Source organism: Aminobacter sp. SR38 (assembly GCF_014843375.1).
Lineage (GTDB): Bacteria > Pseudomonadota > Alphaproteobacteria > Rhizobiales > Rhizobiaceae > Aminobacter > Aminobacter ciceronei.
In genome coordinates, this window is sequence record NZ_CP062112.1 from 1192466 (window position 1) to 1212246 (window position 19781).

At 62.6% G+C, this 19781-nt stretch carries 21 protein-coding genes; 8 read left to right on the plus strand and 13 right to left on the minus strand.

The window, feature by feature from the left end:
- Positions 1 to 173: 173 nt before the first annotated feature.
- The 4 genes from IG197_RS05875 to IG197_RS05890 form a co-directional block, all read right to left on the minus strand.
- Positions 174 to 2051 (minus strand): ABC-F family ATP-binding cassette domain-containing protein, encoded by a 1878-nt coding sequence (locus IG197_RS05875; protein WP_154385110.1) that lies wholly within the window; start codon positions 2049 to 2051, stop codon positions 174 to 176.
- A 94-nt stretch (positions 2052 to 2145) separates the two neighbouring features.
- Positions 2146 to 3414: an MFS transporter gene (locus IG197_RS05880; RefSeq protein WP_192317620.1), complete on the minus strand. Its 1269-nt coding sequence runs from the start codon at positions 3412 to 3414 to the stop codon at positions 2146 to 2148.
- Positions 3415 to 3692: 278 nt separating this feature from the next.
- Positions 3693 to 4295, minus strand: coding sequence for a hypothetical protein (locus tag IG197_RS05885; protein ID WP_246765434.1), 603 nt, complete (start codon positions 4293 to 4295; stop codon positions 3693 to 3695).
- Positions 4296 to 4500: 205 nt separating this feature from the next.
- Positions 4501 to 5013: a DinB family protein gene (locus IG197_RS05890; RefSeq protein ID WP_192317622.1), complete on the minus strand. Its 513-nt coding sequence runs from the start codon at positions 5011 to 5013 to the stop codon at positions 4501 to 4503.
- A 63-nt stretch (positions 5014 to 5076) separates the two neighbouring features.
- Between IG197_RS05890 and IG197_RS05895 the strand changes: the two genes are divergently transcribed.
- Positions 5077 to 5769, plus strand: coding sequence for a glutathione S-transferase family protein (locus IG197_RS05895; protein ID WP_192317624.1), 693 nt, complete (start codon positions 5077 to 5079; stop codon positions 5767 to 5769).
- Positions 5770 to 5843: 74 nt separating this feature from the next.
- A complete protein-coding gene (gene ndk, locus IG197_RS05900) occupies positions 5844 to 6266 on the plus strand; it encodes a nucleoside-diphosphate kinase (protein WP_067964005.1) in 423 nt (140 codons plus the stop codon).
- A 185-nt stretch (positions 6267 to 6451) separates the two neighbouring features.
- Here the strand turns inward: ndk and IG197_RS05905 are convergent, their stop codons facing one another.
- From IG197_RS05905 to IG197_RS05935, 7 genes are all read right to left on the minus strand, one after another.
- On the minus strand, positions 6452 to 6835 hold the full coding sequence (locus tag IG197_RS05905; protein WP_192317626.1) for a hypothetical protein: 384 nt from the start codon (positions 6833 to 6835) through the stop codon (positions 6452 to 6454).
- A gap of 99 nt (positions 6836 to 6934) precedes the next feature.
- A complete protein-coding gene (locus IG197_RS05910; RefSeq protein WP_192317628.1) occupies positions 6935 to 7702 on the minus strand; it encodes an META domain-containing protein in 768 nt (255 codons plus the stop codon).
- Positions 7703 to 7852: 150 nt separating this feature from the next.
- Positions 7853 to 8320: a molybdenum cofactor biosynthesis protein MoaE gene (locus IG197_RS05915; RefSeq protein WP_192317630.1), complete on the minus strand. Its 468-nt coding sequence runs from the start codon at positions 8318 to 8320 to the stop codon at positions 7853 to 7855.
- Between the two features lie 4 nt (positions 8321 to 8324).
- Positions 8325 to 8579 (minus strand): molybdopterin converting factor subunit 1, encoded by a 255-nt coding sequence (moaD, locus tag IG197_RS05920; RefSeq protein WP_192317632.1) that lies wholly within the window; start codon positions 8577 to 8579, stop codon positions 8325 to 8327.
- 4 nt (positions 8580 to 8583) lie between these two features.
- The gene (gene pgsA / locus IG197_RS05925) at positions 8584 to 9180 is read right to left on the minus strand and encodes a CDP-diacylglycerol--glycerol-3-phosphate 3-phosphatidyltransferase (RefSeq protein WP_154385104.1); all 597 of its coding nucleotides are present in this window, start codon (positions 9178 to 9180) and stop codon (positions 8584 to 8586) included.
- Positions 9181 to 9285: 105 nt separating this feature from the next.
- Positions 9286 to 11370 carry an excinuclease ABC subunit UvrC gene (gene uvrC / locus IG197_RS05930; protein WP_192317634.1) on the minus strand — a complete coding sequence of 695 codons (2085 nt, stop codon included), beginning with the start codon at positions 11368 to 11370 and terminating at the stop codon, positions 9286 to 9288.
- The gene (locus IG197_RS05935; RefSeq protein WP_192317636.1) at positions 11367 to 12131 is read right to left on the minus strand and encodes an SDR family oxidoreductase; all 765 of its coding nucleotides are present in this window, start codon (positions 12129 to 12131) and stop codon (positions 11367 to 11369) included. Before IG197_RS05935 ends, uvrC begins: the two co-directional genes overlap by 4 nt.
- Positions 12132 to 12547: 416 nt before the next feature.
- On the opposite strand from IG197_RS05935, the gene IG197_RS05940 reads away from it, so the two are divergent.
- Together IG197_RS05940 and IG197_RS05945 are read left to right on the plus strand one after the other, a co-directional pair.
- The gene (locus IG197_RS05940; protein ID WP_067964021.1) at positions 12548 to 13207 is read left to right on the plus strand and encodes an outer membrane protein; all 660 of its coding nucleotides are present in this window, start codon (positions 12548 to 12550) and stop codon (positions 13205 to 13207) included.
- 389 nt (positions 13208 to 13596) lie between these two features.
- Positions 13597 to 14430 (plus strand): hypothetical protein, encoded by an 834-nt coding sequence (locus IG197_RS05945; RefSeq protein WP_192317638.1) that lies wholly within the window; start codon positions 13597 to 13599, stop codon positions 14428 to 14430.
- Positions 14431 to 14825: 395 nt separating this feature from the next.
- On the opposite strand, the gene IG197_RS05950 is transcribed toward IG197_RS05945, so the two are convergent.
- Entirely contained in the window at positions 14826 to 15176 is a 351-nt protein-coding gene (locus IG197_RS05950) for a hypothetical protein (RefSeq protein ID WP_192317640.1), read from the minus strand.
- Positions 15177 to 15432: 256 nt separating this feature from the next.
- On the opposite strand from IG197_RS05950, the gene IG197_RS05955 reads away from it, so the two are divergent.
- Entirely contained in the window at positions 15433 to 15735 is a 303-nt protein-coding gene (locus IG197_RS05955; protein WP_192317642.1) for a hypothetical protein, read from the plus strand.
- A gap of 491 nt (positions 15736 to 16226) precedes the next feature.
- Entirely contained in the window at positions 16227 to 16475 is a 249-nt protein-coding gene (locus tag IG197_RS05960) for a hypothetical protein (RefSeq protein WP_192317644.1), read from the plus strand.
- A gap of 103 nt (positions 16476 to 16578) precedes the next feature.
- Here the strand turns inward: IG197_RS05960 and IG197_RS05965 are convergent, their stop codons facing one another.
- Positions 16579 to 17313, minus strand: a complete 735-nt coding sequence (locus IG197_RS05965; RefSeq protein ID WP_192317647.1) for an FkbM family methyltransferase — start codon at positions 17311 to 17313, stop codon at positions 16579 to 16581.
- Positions 17314 to 17701: 388 nt separating this feature from the next.
- On the opposite strand from IG197_RS05965, the gene IG197_RS05970 reads away from it, so the two are divergent.
- Both IG197_RS05970 and IG197_RS05975 read left to right on the plus strand, forming a co-directional pair.
- Positions 17702 to 18679 (plus strand): hypothetical protein, encoded by a 978-nt coding sequence (locus IG197_RS05970; RefSeq protein ID WP_192317649.1) that lies wholly within the window; start codon positions 17702 to 17704, stop codon positions 18677 to 18679.
- A gap of 112 nt (positions 18680 to 18791) precedes the next feature.
- On the plus strand, positions 18792 to 19724 hold the full coding sequence (locus IG197_RS05975) for a hypothetical protein (RefSeq protein WP_192317652.1): 933 nt from the start codon (positions 18792 to 18794) through the stop codon (positions 19722 to 19724).
- Positions 19725 to 19781: the final 57 nt, after the last annotated feature.

Genomic DNA, 19781 nt, shown 5'->3' on the forward strand with positions numbered 1-19781 from the left:
TGTAGGGCCAGTGCGGACCGCTGCATGACCCTCCCCCCTCGTGGGCCGAGCGGGCAAGGCGCGTAAGGCGGGATGGGGCTAATCTCGGCCACCCACCCCGGACCTTCGGTCCGACCCTCCCCACCCCGGACCTTCGGTCCGACCCTTCGCAAAAAGAGGGAGGGTAAGATGCCCTACTCGGCGACGCCTTCTTCATATTCGGCCGACATGGTCAGCCACTTCTCTTCGTTGGTTTCGAGCTGGGCCGACAGTTGCGAGCGTTCCTTGGCCAGCTGTGTCGCCGTCGTCGGGTCCTTTTCATAGAGCCTGGGATCGGCGAGCTGGTCCTCGATGCCGTCGATGCGCTTGCGGATGCGGTCCATAAGCGCCTCGGTGGCGCGGATTTCCTTGGCCAGCGGCTCGAGGGCGGCGCGCCGTGCCGCGGCCTCGCGGCGCTTGTCGGCCTTCGAGGCCTTGTCGGCCTCGCGCTCCTTGCGCCGGTCGCCCGACACGCCCGTCACCAGCGTCTTGTAGTCCTCGAGGTCGCCGTCATAAGGGTTGACCGCGCCATCCTTGACCAGCCACAGCCGGTCGGCCGTCGCCTCCAGCAAGTGGCGGTCGTGGCTGATCAGGATCACGGCGCCGGGAAACTCGTTGAGCGCCATGATCAACGCCTCGCGGCTGTCGATGTCGAGGTGGTTGGTCGGCTCGTCGAGGATAAAGAGGTTCGGCCCGTCAAAGGCCGACAGGCCCATCAGCAGCCGCGCCTTTTCGCCGCCGGACAGGTCCTTGGCGGCGGTGTTCATCTTCTCGGTCGGCAGGCCGAACTGGGCGACACGCGCCCTGACCTTCGATTCAGGCGCCTCCGGCATCAGCCGGCGGACATGCTCATAGGCGTTTTCCTCGGGCCTCAGATCGTCGAGCTGGTGCTGGGCGAAGATCGCCACCTTGAGCCCCGGGGCGATGGTCACCGAACCGGTCTCGGCCTTGAGCCGGCCGGCCAGAAGCTTGGCGAAGGTCGACTTGCCGTTGCCGTTGGCGCCGAGCAGCGCGATGCGGTCGTCGGCGTCGATGCGCAAGGTCATCTTCTTGAGGATCGGCTTGTCGGCCTGGTAGCCGACGCTGACCCGGTCGAGTGCGACGATCGGCGAGGCCACCGTCTTGACCGGCTCGGGGAAGCTGAACGGGCGCACATTGTCTTCGATCAGGGCTGCGATCGGCTTCATCTTCTCCAGCGCCTTGATGCGCGACTGCGCCTGGCGCGCCTTCGACGCCTTGGCGCGGAAGCGGTCGACGAAGGACTGCAGGTGCTTGCGTGCCGCCTCCTGCTTGACGCGGCCCTTTTCCTGCAGCTCGCGCTGTTCTGATATCTGGCGCTCGAACTGGTCGTAGCCGCCGCGCCAGAAGGTCATCTTCTTCTGGTCGAGATGGACGATCGAATTGACGGCGCGGTTGAGCAGGTCGCGGTCGTGGCTGATCAGCAGCACGGTGTGCGGATATTTCGAGACATAGTTCTCGAGCCACAACGTGCCTTCGAGATCGAGATAGTTGGTCGGCTCGTCGAGCAGCAGCAGATCGGGCTCGGAAAACAGCACGGCGGCAAGCGCCACGCGCATGCGCCAGCCGCCGGAGAATGACGACGCCGGGCGCTTCTGCGCTTCGTCGTCGAAACCGAGGCCGGCGAGGATGGTGGCGGCGCGGGACTCGGCCGAATGGGCGTCGATGTCGGCCAGGCGGATGTGGATCTCGGCGATGCGGTGCGGGTCGGTGGCGGTCTTTTCCTCGGCGAGCAGTGCCGAGCGCTCGACATCGGCCTTGAGCACGATGTCGATCAGCGGCTCCTCGGTGCCGGGCGCTTCCTGCGCGACCTGGCCGATCCGCGTGTTCTTGGGCAGGCTGATGCTGCCGGTTTCCGAGCTGAAATCGCCGGTTATCGCCTTGAACAGCGTGGTCTTGCCGGTGCCGTTGCGGCCGACAAGGCCGGCCTTGGTGCCGGCAGGCAAGGTCAGCGACGCGTGGTCGAGGAGAAGGCGTCCGGCAATGCGGAGGGAAAGGTCATTGATGATGAGCATGGCGTGGCGGTTTTGGCCGAGAGTTACCGATATGGCAAGAGCGCGCCACAGCCATTAGAGCGGACGCATGATGGAAAGGGCCGTTGCCTGGCGATCAGGCGAAGGCCGGCCTGTGGCTGCGGTGCAGCGCTTCGCCTGCGATCTCGCCTGTCGCATCGATCGCCGCGCCGTCTGACGTGGCGGGCGGCGGCGCGGCGTGGCCGATGGCAAACAGCACAGCGCTGCCGGCGGCCAGCATGGCAAACAGCATGAACATGCCCTGCCCGCCAAAGGCGCCCAGCGCCAGCCCGCCGAACAGCGGGCCGATGAAATTGCCGACCGAACTCAGCGAATGGGCGCCGAAATAGGCGCCGCGGTTGCCGTCATTGGAGATCCTGTCGACAAGCACATATTCGGCCGGCACGACCAGCACCTCGCCGATGGTGAACAGCACCATGAAGCCGATCAGCATGGCAGCATTGGTGGAGACGGCAAAACCGAGCTCGCCGCCGAGGAACAAGAGGCAGCCCAGCACCATCGCCCGCAACGGCCCGATCTTCTCGATCACCAGACGCGCCGGTGCGGTGGCCAGCACCACCACGGCGGCGTTGGTCGTCACCAGCCAGGCAAAGATCTTCATGCCGTCGTCAACGTTGGTGGTCAGATATTGCGACAGGGTCACCGACCACTGGCCGTAGACCGCCATCAGCAGCGTGCCGCCGCCGACATAAAACAGCAGCCGGCGGTCGCGCAGGGCAGCGCCGAGCCGGCGCAGCCCGGGCGCCTGCTGCGGCGCGGCCTGCCCGGCGCGTTCGGCCAGCGCTGCCGGCACGACGGCGAAGATCGCCGCGGCAAAGACGAAATGCACCATGCCGGCAATGACGAAGGGCAAGGGCGAATTGGCGCCGATGGCCAGGCCGATCATCGGCCCGACGGCCCAGCCGGCATTGATGACGAGGTAGCGCCAGGAAAACATCCTGAGCCGCAGCCTTTCGGGCGCCGCATCGCTCATCAGCGCCCGCGACACCGGCTCATAGACCGCAGCCGACACCGACGAGACGACATGCGCCAGCGCAAAAGCCGCGACCGATTGCGCCAGGCCGAGGCCGACGAGCCCAAGCCCGGCAAACAGAAGTGCGGTGACCAGCACCACGCGCCGGCCGATGCGATCCGAAATCGTTCCGGCAAACGGGCTTATGGCAGCGCCGAGCAACGGCCCGGTGCCGATCAGCACGCCGATCCAGGCCGGGCTCAGGCCGAAATCGCCCTGCAGGCGGATGGCCAGGAAGGTCAGGCTCATGCCCCTGGCGATCGCCACCATGCCGGAGCCGGCAATGAGCAACAGCACGATGGCCTGGCCGGTCTTGTCGCCGAATGGACGCACGTTTTTTTATCCCGATACAGAGAAAGCGACGTCAGGCCGGCTGGCCGGGCGCAGTCGCAGATGCTTCGTCTGGCCGAGATGACGTGCAAAGACAAGGCACGTCGCGCTGCCCAGAGGCAGCTATCTGATGATCCAGACATCTCATGACAAATACTGGGGTCATGACAAATACCGGGGCATGCCAAAAGACCGGCTCATGACGACATCCGGGCCGGCGCCCTGCCGGAATCGAAACGGCCCGCACATGGCGGGCCGTCCGAAACGTCTTGGCGAAAGGCTCAGCGGCTGGCGGTGCGCAAAAGCTTGCACAGTTCGCGCAGGTCGCTTTCGAATGCCATCGGGTTGGACAGCACCATCTTGCAGCGCTTCACATAGGCAGCCACCTGGGCTTGCGACATGCCGCCGATGACGCCTGGGTTGATGCCCGGGCCGCCGGGGCCACCAGGACCGCCGGGTCCGCCGGGTCCGCCCGGACCGGCAATGCCGGGTCCGCCGATGTTGACGCCGATGTCGGCGAGCGTGTTGCCGCCGAGGCCAACATTGGCATTCACGCCGGCCAAGCCGTTGTTGCCGCCGACATTGGCGCCGACATTGGCGGTCAGGCCGCTGTTGCCGCCGACCGAGGCATTGGCCTTGGCGTCAGCCAGGCCCTTGCTGCCGCCGACATCCGCGTTGACGTCGGCATTGACGCCGCCCGAACCACCAACGGTTGCGCCGACGTCGAGGCCAAGTCCACTTGAATTGCTGTTACCGATGTCGACAGAGACGCCGAGCCCCTTGCTGCGGTCGCCTATGTCCAGGGCGCTGGCTGGCGCGCAGAGCGCCACAAAAACGATACCACCCGCCAGTGTCTTGGCAATTGCCTTCGATATACCAGTCATGGAAGTCTCCCTGTGGTTGCCGATCCCAGCACCCAGCCTTGAGACTGGCTGCCGGCATAGTAACGAACCCTCGTGGCAATAAGTTTCACCTACCCCCTAGACATCATCAACTTTTTTACTGCTCACCATGAATTGCGTTACATGAAGCAGTAGACGATCGAATCCTTTTGATTATGTTCGTTGCAAGCATAAAATTTTATGCAATTTAGGCGAATGCTCTGCCGTCTTCGGTGCGCTGGAAGTAAATGAGATCGAGAGCTACGGACGGGCGCCCGAGAACTGTCAGGATCATGTGCGCCTGGCCGCGATGATGCGTCTGGTGGTTGAAAAGGTGCATCAGGGCCGGCGCCAGCCGCTGCGAGATGGTGCGCATGTCGGTGATGGTCATGTAGGTGAAGCGCCCGGTGAATGCCTTGTCGCCGAGCGAGCCGATCCACTCGACGATGCGCCTGTCCTCAGCCTGGCGCGCGGCGCGCAATCTGTCGAAATCGGCATGGATGATGGCATCGAGCTGAGATGGCGCATCGCCCTCGCCGGTGAAGCGCTTCAGCCAGACCCGGTCGGCGACCAGCAGATGATTGAGCGTCCCTTTCATCGACTTGAAGACGGCGCCGGTGTCGCGCTCATAGTCTTCCGCGTCGAGTTCGGCTGCTGCCTCATAGATGCGCTCGTTGGCCCATTGATTATAGGCAGCCAACATCATGAAATGCTGTTTCATCCGATATTCCCTGAATGCTTCGAAAATCGTCCTCTTACTACAGCCCATCGGGAACAGCCGCCAATGACCATTCTCCTCTACGACCTCGTCGGCAGCGATATGACGCGCCCGTTCAGCCCGCATTGCTGGAAAGCGGCGATGGCTTTGGCACATAAGGGGCTGGACTTCAGCACCGTGCCGACGCGTTTCCTCGAGGTGCCCAGGATCGAGGGCGGCGTGTCGAACACCGTGCCGGTCATCCGCGACGGCGACACGGTCACGTCAGATTCCTTCGCCATCGCGCTTTATCTCGAACAGGCCTATCCCGACAGGCCGTCGCTGTTTTCAGGCGCCGGCGGCGAGGCCCATGCCCGCTTCATCGAGCGCTGGTCGCAGCTGACAATCCATCCTTATATCGGTGCCGCCGCGTTGACCGCCCTTCACGGCATGCAGGACGAGGCCAACGCCGCCTATTTCCGCGTGAGCCGCGAGGCGCGCTTCGGCAAGACGCTCGAAGAGGTCAGCTCGGCACGCGATGCCGGGCTCCAGGGCTTCAGGGCGTCGCTCGAGCCGCTGCGCAGCATGCTCACCTACCAGCCGTGGATCGGCGGCGATCGCCCGCTGTTTGCCGACTACATCGTCTTCGGCGCGCTGCAATGGGCCCGCATCGCCACGCCCTACCAGTTGCTCGACGCGGCCGACCCGATCGCCGCCTGGTTCTGCCGTTGCCTCGAACTCCATGACGGCCTGGCTGCCCGCGTGGCTGCGGCGGCCTAGCCCCTTGGCAATGCGGCGGGCGGCCTGTATAGAGCCCGCCACACTGCAAATCCCAGAAATCACAAGGACCAGACATGGCGATCGAACGCACATTTTCGATGATCAAGCCGGACGCAACCCGCCGCAACCTGACCGGCGCCATCACCAAGATGCTCGAAGACGCCGGCCTGCGCGTCGTCGCCTCGAAGCGCGTCTGGATGAGCCGCCGCGAGGCCGAAGGCTTCTACGCCGTGCACAAGGAACGCCCCTTCTTCGGCGAGCTGGTCGAGTTCATGTCGTCGGCGCCGACCATCGTCCAGGTTCTCGAAGGCGAAAACGCCATTGCCAAGAACCGTGAAGTGATGGGCGCCACCAACCCGGCGAACGCTGCCGAAGGCACCATTCGCAAGGTCCATGCCCTGTCGATCGGCGAAAACTCGGTGCACGGCTCGGACGCGCCCGAGACCGCCGCTGAAGAGATCGCCTACTGGTTCTCGGGCACCGAAATCGTCGGCTGATCCAGCCGGCGAACAGCGGCTGACAAGTTGCTGATCCAGAATCGAAAAGCCGGGGTGGCAACGCCCCGGCTTTTTGTTTGGGCCGCTGACATGTTTCCGCTTTTCGTCGGCGCGCTCACCTCGAGACGCAACGCCGTCAAGGACGACCGCCGCATCTATTGCAAGACAAAGCGCTTCTGCTCTTGCTAAACACGTTCCGGTGGATAGCAACCTTTCGCCCAGCCATAGCTCATTGCGGCTCCACGAAACTTTCCCTGGAATTGGTAGACCGACCACTGGAGCAAGGCTCCTCGCCAGAACATGCCTGCCAGCTTCTTGCAGCCGAACCGGACGCAACCAAATTGCACGGCATCGGCGGGCGTACAGCTAAAGCCGGATGCCTGCAGCTTGCCGGCCAGGAGCGCCCGATTGCCGTTTGCTTCACTTGCCAGCTTGTCCACCCATTGCTCAAATGCGGCGACGCGAAGCGGCGGCTGATCGTCAGCATTTGCTCCGGCCGCGCTGGCGAGGCAACACCAGGCAGAACCACACAGGACGATCAGCAACCGATAGATGGGATACGTGTTCACGTCTCGTCTCGGTTCATGGCCCAGCTTCGTGCCCGCCAGATATTTCAATGGCTTGGCGGCATTGGCGACGAAACTGAGTCAATCAGCTGCGAAACTGATTCAGCTTGCCGCGGCAAAACGCAATATGTCCTTGCCGTCCTTGTCGGCCAAAAGCAGCTTGCCCTCGACGATCCTGAAGCTGGCAGCGCGCTCCAGCGCCTGATGGAACTTGTGCTCCTGGTCCATCACCGCCTGCTCGCAGGCCATCTCGGTCGAGCCGATCTGGCCGAAGGCCAGCTTTTGGCCGTCGACCTTGGCGCTGCCGAAGAAGCCGTTGCAGCCGCCGCGGCCTGAGACCTTGCCGTCCTTGCCGATGCGCAATGTCGGCCTGGCCTTGTCGTGGGCGGCCGCGCCGTCGATCGCCTCGGCGACCCAGTCGCGGTCGAAAATCGTCACCTCTTCGGCAGCGCTGGACTGGCGGACCATCTTGACCTGGATCGTCTGCGGGCCCGCCGTCAGCGGATCGAGCGCATGGCTGATATCGTTGATGAACCAGAGCTGGTCATCGACGCTGATGCGCGCCTGCAGCGCGTAGGTCATGTTGGTCTTGATCGCGGTGGGATCGAAGGGGATGGCGAACCTGATCGGCACCTGGCCCGCCGGATCGATCTTCTGCGCGCCGAGGATCCTTGCGGGGGCGTCGGCCAGCGAGATGTCGGCAAGCTGCACCTCGAGCACCGCATGCGCAGGCAAGGCGATGCGCTGGGGATAGACCACCTCGCCGGTGACAAGGGTTTCGTCAGCCCTTGCCAGGGTCGGAACGGCCATCATGCCGACCAGCAGCGGCGTCATGCCGAACATCAGGAATTCCGCGAGTTTGCCGAGCACGGTTGCCTCTCCGTTTCAGGTGTTGCCAGGGCGCGCGAGGCGCCGTCCATCTGCCCCCGAGGCTGCGAAGCCGCGGGGGGCATCAGCGCCAAAACTACGAAGGAATACGGTGGTTCGATGGCCGCCGAGAGCAATCGCGGCCGGCATCGCTCAGGACTTCGCCCAGCGGGCGGCGGCGGCGTCGTCGCTGTCCTTGGCGTCGACCCAGCTGCCCTCGCTGCCGTCGACAAGATGTTCCTTCTTCCAGAACGGGGCGCGCGACTTGAGATAGTCCATCAGGAAGTTCGCGGCGTCGAAGGCGGCCTGCCGGTGCCTGGAGGCCGTGACCACCAGCACGATGTTCTCGCCGGGCCTGATCTTGCCGAAGCGGTGGATGGCGGTGATGCCGGCCAGCGGCCAGCGTGCCAGAGCCTCTTGGGCGATGCGGGTGATCTCGGCCTCGGCCATGCCGGGATAATGTTCGAGCTCAAGTGCAGCGAGCGTGCCGGCCTCGTCGCGGCAGAGACCGCTGAAGGTGACGACGGCGCCGACATCCGCCCTGCCCGCCGATATCAGCGCGATCTCGGCGGCGACGTCGAAGTCGCCGGCCTGGATGCGCACCACAGGCACGACGCTCATTGGGTCAGCCGCCCGTCATCGGCGGAAACAGCGCGATCTCGCGCGCGCTGCCGATTTCTTCGCGGTGGTCGACATGCTCCTGGTTGATCGCGACCCGGATCACCTCGGGGTGCTGCAGCGCGCTTTCGAATTCCTCGCCGCGCGACTTGAGCCACAACAACAGGTCACGGACCGTCCTGACCTCGGCGGGCAGCTCGACCTCTTCCTCGGCCTTGCCGATCCGCTCGCGCACCCAGGCGAAATAGATGAGCTTGGTCATGGTCTCACTCGTCCATGATGTGTTTCAGGCCGGCACGGAAATAGTCATAGCCGGTATAGAGCGTGACAAGGGCGGCGATCCACAACAGCACGAGGCCGATCTGGGTGGTCAGCGGAAAGATCTTGTCGCCGGCCGGGCCGGCCAGCAGGAAGGCGATGGCCACCATCTGGATCGCCGTCTTCCACTTGGCAAGCTGGGTCACCGGCACGCTGACCTTGAGTGCGGCAAGATATTCGCGCAGGCCCGAGACCAGGATTTCGCGGCACAGGATGATGATCGCCGCCCACAGCGACCAGCCGGCGATGCCGCCGCGATTGTCGGTGTCGGCGGCGAGCAAAAGCAGGCAGGTGGCGACAAGCAGCTTGTCGGCGATCGGGTCGAGCATGCGGCCGATGTTGGAAGTCTGCTTCCAGGCGCGGGCCAGATAGCCGTCGAGATAGTCGGTGATGCTGGCGATGACGAAGATCGCCAGCGCGCTCCAGCGGGCGAAGTCGGACGATTGCAGCCGGCCTTCGAGGAAGAAGCAGAGCACGACCATCGGCACGGCAAGAATGCGGGCATAGGTCAGCATGTTGGGCAGATTGAATGCGCGCTGGGCCATGGTTTCTTATGCTCTTTCGTCTGCCGTAGTGAAATCAGAAGGCGGGCTTGGGGGTCAACTGTCTAGAGATAGCCCGGGCAAGCGCCGGACGACAATTCCCGTTGATCACCCATTATCGTGAAAATGGTTGTAAACAAGGCGCGCGATGGATTCCGAGATGCCTTCGACGGCCATCAGGTCGTCGACGGCGGCCCGGCTGACCGCCTTGGCGGTGCCGAAGGCGAGCAGCAGCGCGCGCTTGCGGCTCGGGCCGATGCCGCCGATCTCGTCGAGCGGGTTCTTGACCATTTCCTTCTTGCGCCGCGCCCGGTGCGAACCGATGGCGAAGCGGTGCGCCTCGTCGCGCAGGCGCTGGACGAAATAGAGCACGGGGTCGCGCACCGGCAGCGAGAACGACTCCTTGCCCCTGACGAAGAAACGCTCGCGTCCGGCCTCGCGGTCCTGGCCCTTGGCGACGCCGATCGCCACCACGCGGTCCTCGATGCCGAGCTCGGCCAGCATGGCGCGCACCGCCGTCATCTGGCCCTGGCCGCCGTCGATCAGGATGACGTCGGGCCAGGCCGGAAACGCGCCCGTATCCTCGATACCCGCATCCTGATCCATGGCGGCCTCGTCCGCCCCTGGCTGGTCGCCGCCATGCTCCTTGAGCAGCCGCGAAAAGCGCCGCGTCATCACCTCGCGCATCATGCCGAAATCGTCGCCGGGGGTGATGTCTGTCGAGCGGATGTTGAACTTGCGGTACTGGTTCTTGACGAAGCCTTCGGGGCCGGCGACCACCATGCCGCCGACGGCATTGGTGCCCATGATGTGCGAGTTGTCGTAGACCTCGATGCGCACCGGCGGCTTGTCCAGCCCGAAGGTCTGGGCAAAACCTTCGAGCAGCCGCGCCTGGGTCGAGGTTTCCGCCAGCCGGCGGCCGAGCGCCTCGCGGGCGTTCTGCACGGCATGGTCGACGATGTCCTTCTTTTCGCCGCGCTGCGGCACCGAGATCGCCACCTTGTGGCCGGCGCGGGTCGACAGCGCCTCGGCCAGAAGCTCCTGCTCCTCGACGGCATGCGACAACAGGATGGCGCGCGGCGACGGCTTGTCGTCATAGAACTGGGCGAGGAACGAGCCGAGCACCTCGGCCGCCTCCAGCGACGGGTCGGCCTTGGGGAAATAGGCGCGGTTGCCCCAGTTCTGGCCGGTGCGGAAGAAGAACACCTGGATGCCGGTCTGGCCGCCCTCCTGATGGATGGCAAAGACGTCGGCCTCGTCGATGGTCTGCGGGTTGATGCCCTGGTGGCTCTGGACATGCGACAGCGCCGCCAAGCGGTCGCGATAGATGGCGGCGCGCTCGAAATCGAGATCTTCGGCCGCCTGCTGCATCTGGCCGGAAATCTCCGTCTTCACCTTCTGGCTGCGGCCGGACAGGAAGTCGCGGGCCTCCTGCACCAGCTCGTCATAGCCCTCGCGCGAGATCTCGCCGGTGCAGGGTCCGGCGCAGCGCTTGATCTGGAACAGCAGGCACGGCCGCGTGCGGTTGTCGAAGAAGCTGTCGGTGCAGCTGCGCAACAGGAAGGCGCGCTGCAGCGAGTTGATGGTGCGGCCGACCGCCTGGGCCGAGGCGAACGGGCCGAAATAATCGCCGCCCTTGCGCGAGCGCGCGCCGCGATGCTTGTAGATGCCGGGTGCCGTGTGGTCGCTGGTCAGCATGATGTAGGGAAACGACTTGTCGTCGCGCATCAGGACGTTGAAGCGTGGCCTCAGGCGCTTGATCAGGTTTGCTTCGAGCAGCAGCGCCTCGATCTCGGTGCGGGTGACGACGAATTCCATCGTCGCCGTCTCGCGCACCATCTTGCCGATGCGGTTGGTGTGGAAGCGCCCCTGCGCATAGTTGGTGACGCGCTTCTTCAGGCTGCGCGCCTTGCCGACATAGAGCACGTCGCCCGCCGCATTCATCATGCGGTAGACGCCGGGCGCATTGGGCAGCCGCTTGACCAGCGTCTGGATCACCTCGGCGCCGACCATGCCGTCGGCATCGCCGGCATGCGCGGTCCAGTCTATGGCGGTGAAAGGCAGGTCCGGACCGGAGGCTGCGACGATCTCTTCGGCCGCCTCGTCGTCATCGAGCTCGGCTTCGGGCATGTCTTCGGCAGCCTTGCCGCCCTTGCGGAGGCTTGTGCCGGTATCGGAATGACGTGGACTCATTCCACCATGCCTGTCACGTCAGGCGTCTGCCAGGCAAGATGCTGGCCGCCGTCCAGCGCGATCATCTGGCCGGTTATCGAGCGCGACTGCCAGAGATAGCGGATGGTGGCGCCGAACTCGCCTAGGGCGGGACCGTGCTTGAGGATGAGCCCGTCGAGCTGGGCGGCGAAAGCTGCGGCATCCTGGCGCGCGCTCGGCAGCGTCGGGCCGGGGCCGATGGCATTGACGCGAATCCTGGGCGCCAGCGCCTGCGCCATCGTCCGTGTCGCCGCCCACATCGCCGCCTTCGACAGCGAATAGGAAAAATAATGCGGCGTCGGCTTGAGCACGCGCTGGTCGATCATGTTGACGATCAGGCCGTCCGTCCCCTCGGGCAAAGCGGCGGCGAAGTTCTTGGCCAGCAGCGCCGGCGTCTTCACATGCAGGGCGAAATGCCTGTCCCACACCTGCCAGTCGAAATCGGTCACCGAATCGACCTCGAACACCGAGGCATTGTTGACCAGAAGCGAGATCGGGCCGAGCGCTGCCGCGGCGGCGGCGACAAGCCCGTCGACATCAGCCATGTCGGCGAGGTCGCATTGCACGACGGCGGCGCGGCCGCCGCCAGCATTGATAGTGGCGGCGAGATCATCGGCGGCCTTGCGCGCGTGATTGCAATGGATGGCGACGCCGAAGCCATGCGCGGCAAGGTCTTCGACGATGGCGCGGCCGATGCGCTTGGCCCCACCCGTCACCAGCACATTGCCCGCCATCTCAGCCATCCCAGTCCTCTCATGCTGTCTGCCAGCTTCCGCGCGGGCAGCTTTCGGCTACCCCTTGGTAACCTCTGTAAAATGCCGTTCATCGATCCGGCGGCAATGTGGCGAATGCCCGGGATACCGCCTCAAATCATGCCCGCGAAGCAGGCTTGCATGCGAGATATAGAACGGCCAACGCCTTGTACCAAGCGGCTTCAGGCAGAGGACTGGCAAAGCTCCTGACACGGCTGTTGCAGCGATGCAACGTCACGCTTCAGCCTCATTTGCGCCGGGCAATCACCCAACTTCAGGTTCGGTTCAGCCGCATTTCGACCCGACATTCGGAACCGTTCGGCGCCCAGCCCGTTTCTCCCCCCCGGACGGGCTAGGGGCGCCAGTTGAAAAAGAGCCAGTGTATCGTTGGCTTAAGGAGTAAAACAATGACTGCCATTCTCAAGCACGCTCGTCCGCTCGCTGCGGCGTTCGGCCTGGTCGCGCTGGCTTCGATGCCTTCGTTCGCTGCCGACGTCGTCATGGAAGAGCCGCCGGCACCTGCCGCGCCGATGGAACAGCCCCCGCTCAACACCTGGTCCGGCCCCTATGCCGGTGTGACGCTCGGCTACGGCTTCAGCGGTGAAGCCGACGCTGCCGGCAACAAGATCAGCACCAGCGGCTTCCTCGGCGGTGCGTTCGCCGGTTACAACTACCAGATGGATAACTTCGTCCTCGGCGCCGAAGGCGACCTCGGCTACAGCGGCGTCGAAGGCGACAACGCCGGCACCTCGGTCAAGAACGGCTTCGAAGGCTCGCTGCGCGCCCGTCTCGGCTATGTCGTGACCCCTGACATCCTGCTCTACGCCACCGCCGGTGGTGCTGGCGCACAGGTCAAGGCAACGCAGGGCGGCATCGAAGACAAGAACACCATGCTCGGCTGGACCGCCGGCGTCGGCACCGACGTCAAGCTCACCGAACAGGTCTTCGGCCGCGTCGAGTACCGCTACACCGACCTCGGCACCGACACCTTTGCGCTGGGCGCAGGCAACACCGAGATCTCGAACAAGGATCACCGCATCCAGTTCGGCGTCGGCATGAAGTTCTGATCCCAGCGATCAGCACACACGAAAAAGCCGGGCTCGCGCCCGGCTTTTTTGTTGGTTTCAGCGTTAGCCTCGTCGGGGCGCGCCCGGATGCTGAGGCCGTCGCGCCTATGATCTTTCCGGTGTCGAACGGCATGTTCCGGGCGAGGTCTTCCAGCTCCCGCGCCGCGCATGTTGATGCCGCGACGACGCATCTGGCTTTGGAGTTGCGGATTACCTGAGGCATGTGATCGAGAGGCGTGTCGACGCCACCTTCTTCTGACGTTCTACTGACGCTTTATTCGGTGTACTACCGGTGTACTACTCTTGCGCCCTGCCCCAGGCCTATTGCCGCCGCGAGACATGTTTGATTTCCTGCGATTGGGTTTGATTGTTTTTCAAAGGGGCTAAGGTTGGCAGAAGCACCTCTAGGGTCGCGGTTCTCGCAAATCTACATGCGAGAGAACGCGCTACTCCCTGACAGCGACCGGATGCGACGTCGGCTTGGAGCTCTGTACGGACAATTCCATGACCGCTCCAGTTTTGGGAACGCCCTCAAAGCAGAGCTTGGGATCGCGCTGAGCTTAACTTACGAAAGCTATCACTGGCCGCCTCTCATAGCCAAACTTGAGTTACGGGACGTGCTCGACTCCGTCACGATCAGATGGAGAACAATCACAGATTCCTATGAAGACCGAAGGACAAGAGCACGCAATGTGTTCTTAGTCCAAGTGAGGCGGGTCTTTGCTGAGGAGCAAGTCCGCTATCGCATTGACGAATTGGGCGGGGTCCACTTTGCCGTTGACACTGACTTTGAAAACGCGAGGATCGCAGCGATAGCGCGCCTGGGCAAAAGCCGTTACGCTGGCGTGCGAACGTCCTATGAAGAAGCGTTCGCAACCCTTGACCGGGTGCCCCCAGACGGAAAGGCAGCTATTCGCGCTGCATTCTTCGCCGTCGAGAATCTCTTTCGTCTTATCTTTCCGAAAGCGCATCAACTGAGTGGGGCGGAGGTGGTTAAGCACCTAAAACCAGCGGTAGACGATGAGTTCGCCAATCAGAAGCCAGCAATCAATCTTGCCCAAAAGCAGGTCGCGGCCTTCTGCGACTGGATAGATGGGGCGCACTTTTACCGTCACAAGCCCGGTACCGAAGAGCCCGCGCAACCTCCGCTAGACTTGGCAATCTACATGGTCGCACAGGCTGGTGCGCATCTGCGATGGCTCGCCACCTTCGACCAGCAATGACCAGGCCTGCTGGACCGCTCGCTTCCCACCCCGGTTTGATGCTTCGGCAGTCGGCCCTTGCGGGGCCGGCGGTGGTGACGCCTCTCGGCTCCCGCTCTACGCCTGTTCATTTCAAGGGCCTTAGCCTCGTCCGTCCGCCGACTGATCTCTGGCCACTTCCCGCATGCTGAGTTCAGCGCGGCAACCATCTGCTTGTATGTGGAAGACCGGCTCACGTTTTGGAGAATCGGTCATGCTCAACACCGTCTCGCAAGTTGCGACGATTATTGGCACGGCAATCGCGCTGCTAGTTGCCCTACGCGTCTTCGGAGTGTTCTGATCTCCGACTGTGAAGCCTGCCCGTGGCAAAGCTGCAGAAGCGGAGCGGGCCGGCGCCGCTGTAGGCAACAGGCCCTCTATGACCAGCCCACACGGATATGCGGGTCGATGCGCGAGTACGCGAGGATGTTGAAGCGCCAGGCGGTCAGCGGCTGGTTGGCAACGGCGTAGGCCACAGCGTGGGCGTCGCGACTTCGTACCTCGTGGTGCCGCTCAGTGACGAGCATCGCCTTGATCGATGTCACCTCGGGCAGCGCGTAGACACAGTTCGCTGCCGGCGGCGCGCCGTAGAGACCGACTTCGCGGTCCAGCGCCGAGGCTGGCATGGAGAAGGAGATGGCAGCCGCGAGCATGGCGAGGCCACCGAAGAAGAGACTTCGAAACGTTCGAACCATCTGGTTCCTTTCGGGGTTGATTTCCGGGATCACCCGCCCGGTCGGGATCACACTTGATCGGGAAGGATCAGGGACTTCTCCCAGAGGCCTTCACGTTTGATTTCGTCAGCGGTCTCGGCCGGCACATACCGATATTGGTAGGGCCGTTGCAGGAGTTCCACAGCATCAGACGGTGGTGCATCCAGCCCTTTTCGAGGTCGGCTTCCGTCGGCTTGCGGATGGGCTTCCAGCGCATTGACGATCCTCAATAGGTGATGGGATGGTGTGCGCCTCAACCCTGGGGGGGAGCATGAAGAAAGCTGTCATCTGCGCCATACTGTTGGCATGTGCCGCGCCGGCTTGGGCACAGTCTTTGGACACCAAGGAGAGTACCCTCAACTACGTTGCCACGTCGCTTGCAGAAATCGATCAGGCCTCGAAGGAGCTAGTCGCCGCGGCAAACCAAGAGACGATTGCCGAACGCCTGAGAGACGCCCTTGCGAAGGTATCCGCCCTTCGGGATACCCTCCGGAATAACCCCTACGTGCAGGTCGCAGGCTTCTCCGTCGGCCTCCCTGCCGGCGTGTCGGTCGAGTTTACATTTCCGGAATGATCAGGCCTGCTCGGCCCAGATCTGCAAGACAGGGTCGGATTATGCAAATCCTATTCAGGACGGCGGGAAAGCGCGTGAACCTTGCCGCCCACACCGATTGCTCGGCCGAGCCAGACGCTACATGGCTCACTTACGGGCGGTCGTGTCCGTCCTGATCTGGTTGCAGGGGGAGGATTTGAACCTGTATCCTTTTGGTTATGAGCCAAGCGAGCTACCGGGTCGCCCTGACAGACGACCGTTAAAGTGTCTGGCGTCGCCGATAGCGGCGATCATCGATCAGCGCCTTTACGACCACTCCTGCTGTGCAAAACAATCCGCCCCCCACGAACCAGCCTACCGGCCCAAAAAGCCATCCGGCGAGGACAACCCCGCAGCAGAGCGCTAGAAGGACCCCAATTGCTATGAAGTAGAGTTTGCCGTCAGACATAACGCGAAGAGTAACACCTTCTCCACAGGCGGCAATATCACCCCGCCCGCTTAACGGGTGCCCTTTGATCCAGAAGTTCAGGGTTGGTGCCGGGGCTGGCATCGGCGGCGCGCCAGTGATTGGCGTAAGTCACCGAAGATATCTGTTCTGGGTCTGGTTCTGCCTGATTTTCGGACAGCGGGTCACCGCCACTGTTCAACCGAACAAGCAGCTTTCGGTTGAGATCATTCGCAGTCTGTTGACAAATACGGGTTACAGCCCGGCGAAGCGTTCGGACATTCATGCCCTCGCGACTGGCGAAGTCGTTGATTGACCGGCCACCGCGCACCTTCACCCAGGCCCAAGCATAGCCACAAACGAAAAAACCGGGCTCGCGCCCGGGCCTTCTTTGTTGCTGTTGCGACGCTGCCGGCGATCTAGCGGCGCGCTTCCCAAATGCTGTCGCTGAAGCGGCGGAGGGGGCCGAACAGGCTCTTGCGCAGAAACAGCTGGTCGCCATGGTTCGGCGGGCGCCTGACTTCGATGAAGCCATGCTGCCTGAGAAAGGCACGCAGTTCCGGCTGCAGCACGCCACCGTCGTAGAAACGCTGCAGCGAGACCTCGACGATCACGGCCTTGGCCGTTGCGAGCAGGCTGGTCGCGCCCTTCAGCACCATAAGCTCGGCGCCCTGCACGTCGGCTGCGACCAGATCGGCATTCTCAAAGCCGTTGACCATGGCGATGTGGTCGAGCGTGTCGGTGCCGACCTCTTCGGAACCGCCGGTTTCGCTGACCTGAGGCCAGGTCTGACGGAACAGATCCGTCGCCGCGAAGATGGAGCTCGATGCCCCCTCATTGCTGAACTGGCGCAGCACGACCTCGTCGCCTGCCTTGTCGGAGGCAAAGGCATTCACCGCGACATGGCGCGTGCCGTGTCCGGTCGGCTTTGCCAGGCGCTCGACGAGTTCCTGGTAGACGCCTGTCGAGGCCTCGACCCACAACACATCGGTCAGCCCGAGCGCCTCGTAAGCATCACGCTCCTCGCCATAATGGGCACCGACGTGGATCGCCGTCTTCAGCCCGAGGCGCGCGCACAAACCTTCGCGCAGCAGCACCAGCGGCTCCCGGGGCCTTTCGAGAACACCAAACTGGCCGAGTAACTGTCGGAACATTGTTGACCCTGTGCTGGCTGGCGGCATTGTAACGCCAGCCTCGACCGCCCATTAGACGAGACATTGCCGGTTGGATACAGCGGCGGCGAGACGGCTGTGCATAAGCTAGATCGGTTGCCACCATCCCGCGTTGCGGATTGTTCGAACCGCCATTGGTCGACACGAACGATCGTTCGAAATTGATATCGGCTGTCGCCGCTGGCACCAGCAGCATGATGTGCAGCAGTTCCACCAGGACCATATCTTGATGACCGCCCAGATTGTGGCGGCCCGACACCGCCGGTGCGCGAAACGAATTGGTCAAAGGCGAGTATCAATATGGCGCTGGTCTCCCATGCGGAAACTCGCTTATGAAGTTGCAGGGCAACTGGGAGGGGAACAGAGGGGAATGGAGAGCGTCGAACAGTCGACAGCCGAGCAACCGAACAACCGCACCAAAGGCAGATGGGAGCGACTTCTTGAGGCCGATCGACGCCTCGCCAAACGTGTTGAAGCGGTAGAGAAAAGTGGCACGATCAGGATCGCAGCCGCTGGAGTTGCAGTAGTCGGTATCTTCATATTGGGCGGAACAATCTGGCAAATTCTGTCGGACTACGAAGCCAGATCCGCAGAGCGCATTGAAAGGGCTTGGGCGCGTCTTCTGCTCCCCGCCGGAGGCAATATCGGCAAGGCATCGGGACTCCAGACGTTGCTCGATGCCGGCACGCCTCTCGATGACGTCGACCTATCTTGCCAGGCTATCGGCGACTTTGACGATGCCAGCAAGACGTGCAGCAATGCTCCGATCTTTCGCGGCTTTACATACGTGGACGCAAAGAGAAGAGGCCATAACGACCGGGTGACAGTGGGCAATCTCAATCTTTCCGACGCGTCGATGATGGAGTTCACCATTCGGAACGTTTTCATGTCCGACGTCAGACTTGATCGAGCCGTATGGTACGATTGCCTGGTGGAGGATTCCTACATTAACAGCGGTTACGCGCCTGAGCGTATCGAGAACTGTGCGCTCCGGAACAGTGTATTTTATCTCGATTTCGACAAGACCGAGCTCGGGAATGTCGAAGTTAGCGGAAGCATTTTCACAACTTTTCCGGCTGGTGAAGTAGCCCGGGCTTGGGCCTGGGCAGACAACAGACCAAACATCTCGGCATCAGGCAGCGGTAGTGAAACGGAGATTTCCAACTTGCACAGGGGCGTTACCCTTTGCCGGCCACTCCCGGCAGGAACTTCGCTGCCGGAGCAGGATCCTCGTACACATGAAAAGCACGCAATGCCCGAGTGTGAGATCATGACTTGGGAGCAGGCAAAGGAAGCCTATCCGAAAGGGCAGAAGGAAGACCCTATCGATGCCTTCGACGGCACCTAAGCGTTTCTGCATTACGCTGCTTCCTCGACTTCTCGACGCACGTTGACGGTTGGCGAATGGCCTCCCAGTCAACTAGAACACGTGCGGGGATTTGATTTGGCGGGGGCGCCTCATGGTATCGCAGAAGAAACGGCCGGCGCGTGCGACTGCGACGGTCACACAACGACCTTGGCGCCGAAAAGTCTACGACGGTGCTGTGTCTGTTGACCGCTTCATTGAAACGAACCCGTTCATTCGACTGCTTGGCCTTGCAGGGGCATTGTTCGGGTTTGTTGTGCTGGTACTGACCGGATTGCAGATTCGAGAGGACTTTGCCTCGCGCCAGGAAGAGCGCGTTGCTAGAGCGTGGGAAACTATCTATCGCCCCATTCCAGGCAACACAGGCAAGGGACCGGCAATCAATGCAATCCACCGTACTGGTGCAACCCTGCAGGGCTTGGATCTATCCTGCAAGCAGATGAAAGGATGGTTCGAGGGACGTACATACTGCGAAATCCCCCCGATCATCGCCGATCTCGACCTCGCGCCAATCGGGTCCACCGAGATGTTGCCTCTCTGTGGCTGGAATCTCAGTGGAACCACAATCACGAATTCGACGATACGTGCGGCCCTGATTAGCGGAGATATGACTAGCACCAAAATCATCGACTCGACTTTTGAAGCTGTCGAATTTCAAAGCAATCTGGCGGGAGCCTCGTTCGACAACGTCGATCTTACCAACTCGACAATAGAGCTGACCTGCAATCTAGCTGGGATGTCTGGCAATCTGAGCGGACTGAAGATCAATGACTTCGAAAGCTGCGCCAGCGACCAAAATCTGCCGTCGACCACCATATGGGCATGGGCGAACAATCCACCCAGCTTGAGAAAACTCGATGATCTTGAGTTCAAGCCGATCCCGGGCTTCGTCTACTGCGACTCGGCCAAACCAAAAAACGACCGTACTCGCAACAGCGAGTGGGGCCAGGTCTGCCATCGCATCTCCGAGCAGGAGGCTCGAAAGCGCTATCCGCGGGAGTGGCAACACGCGATGGGATCGAACTAGCTGTTGCACGTTCCGCCGCTCTCTTGAAAGGGTCTTCGAAGTCCGGATCAACGGTTC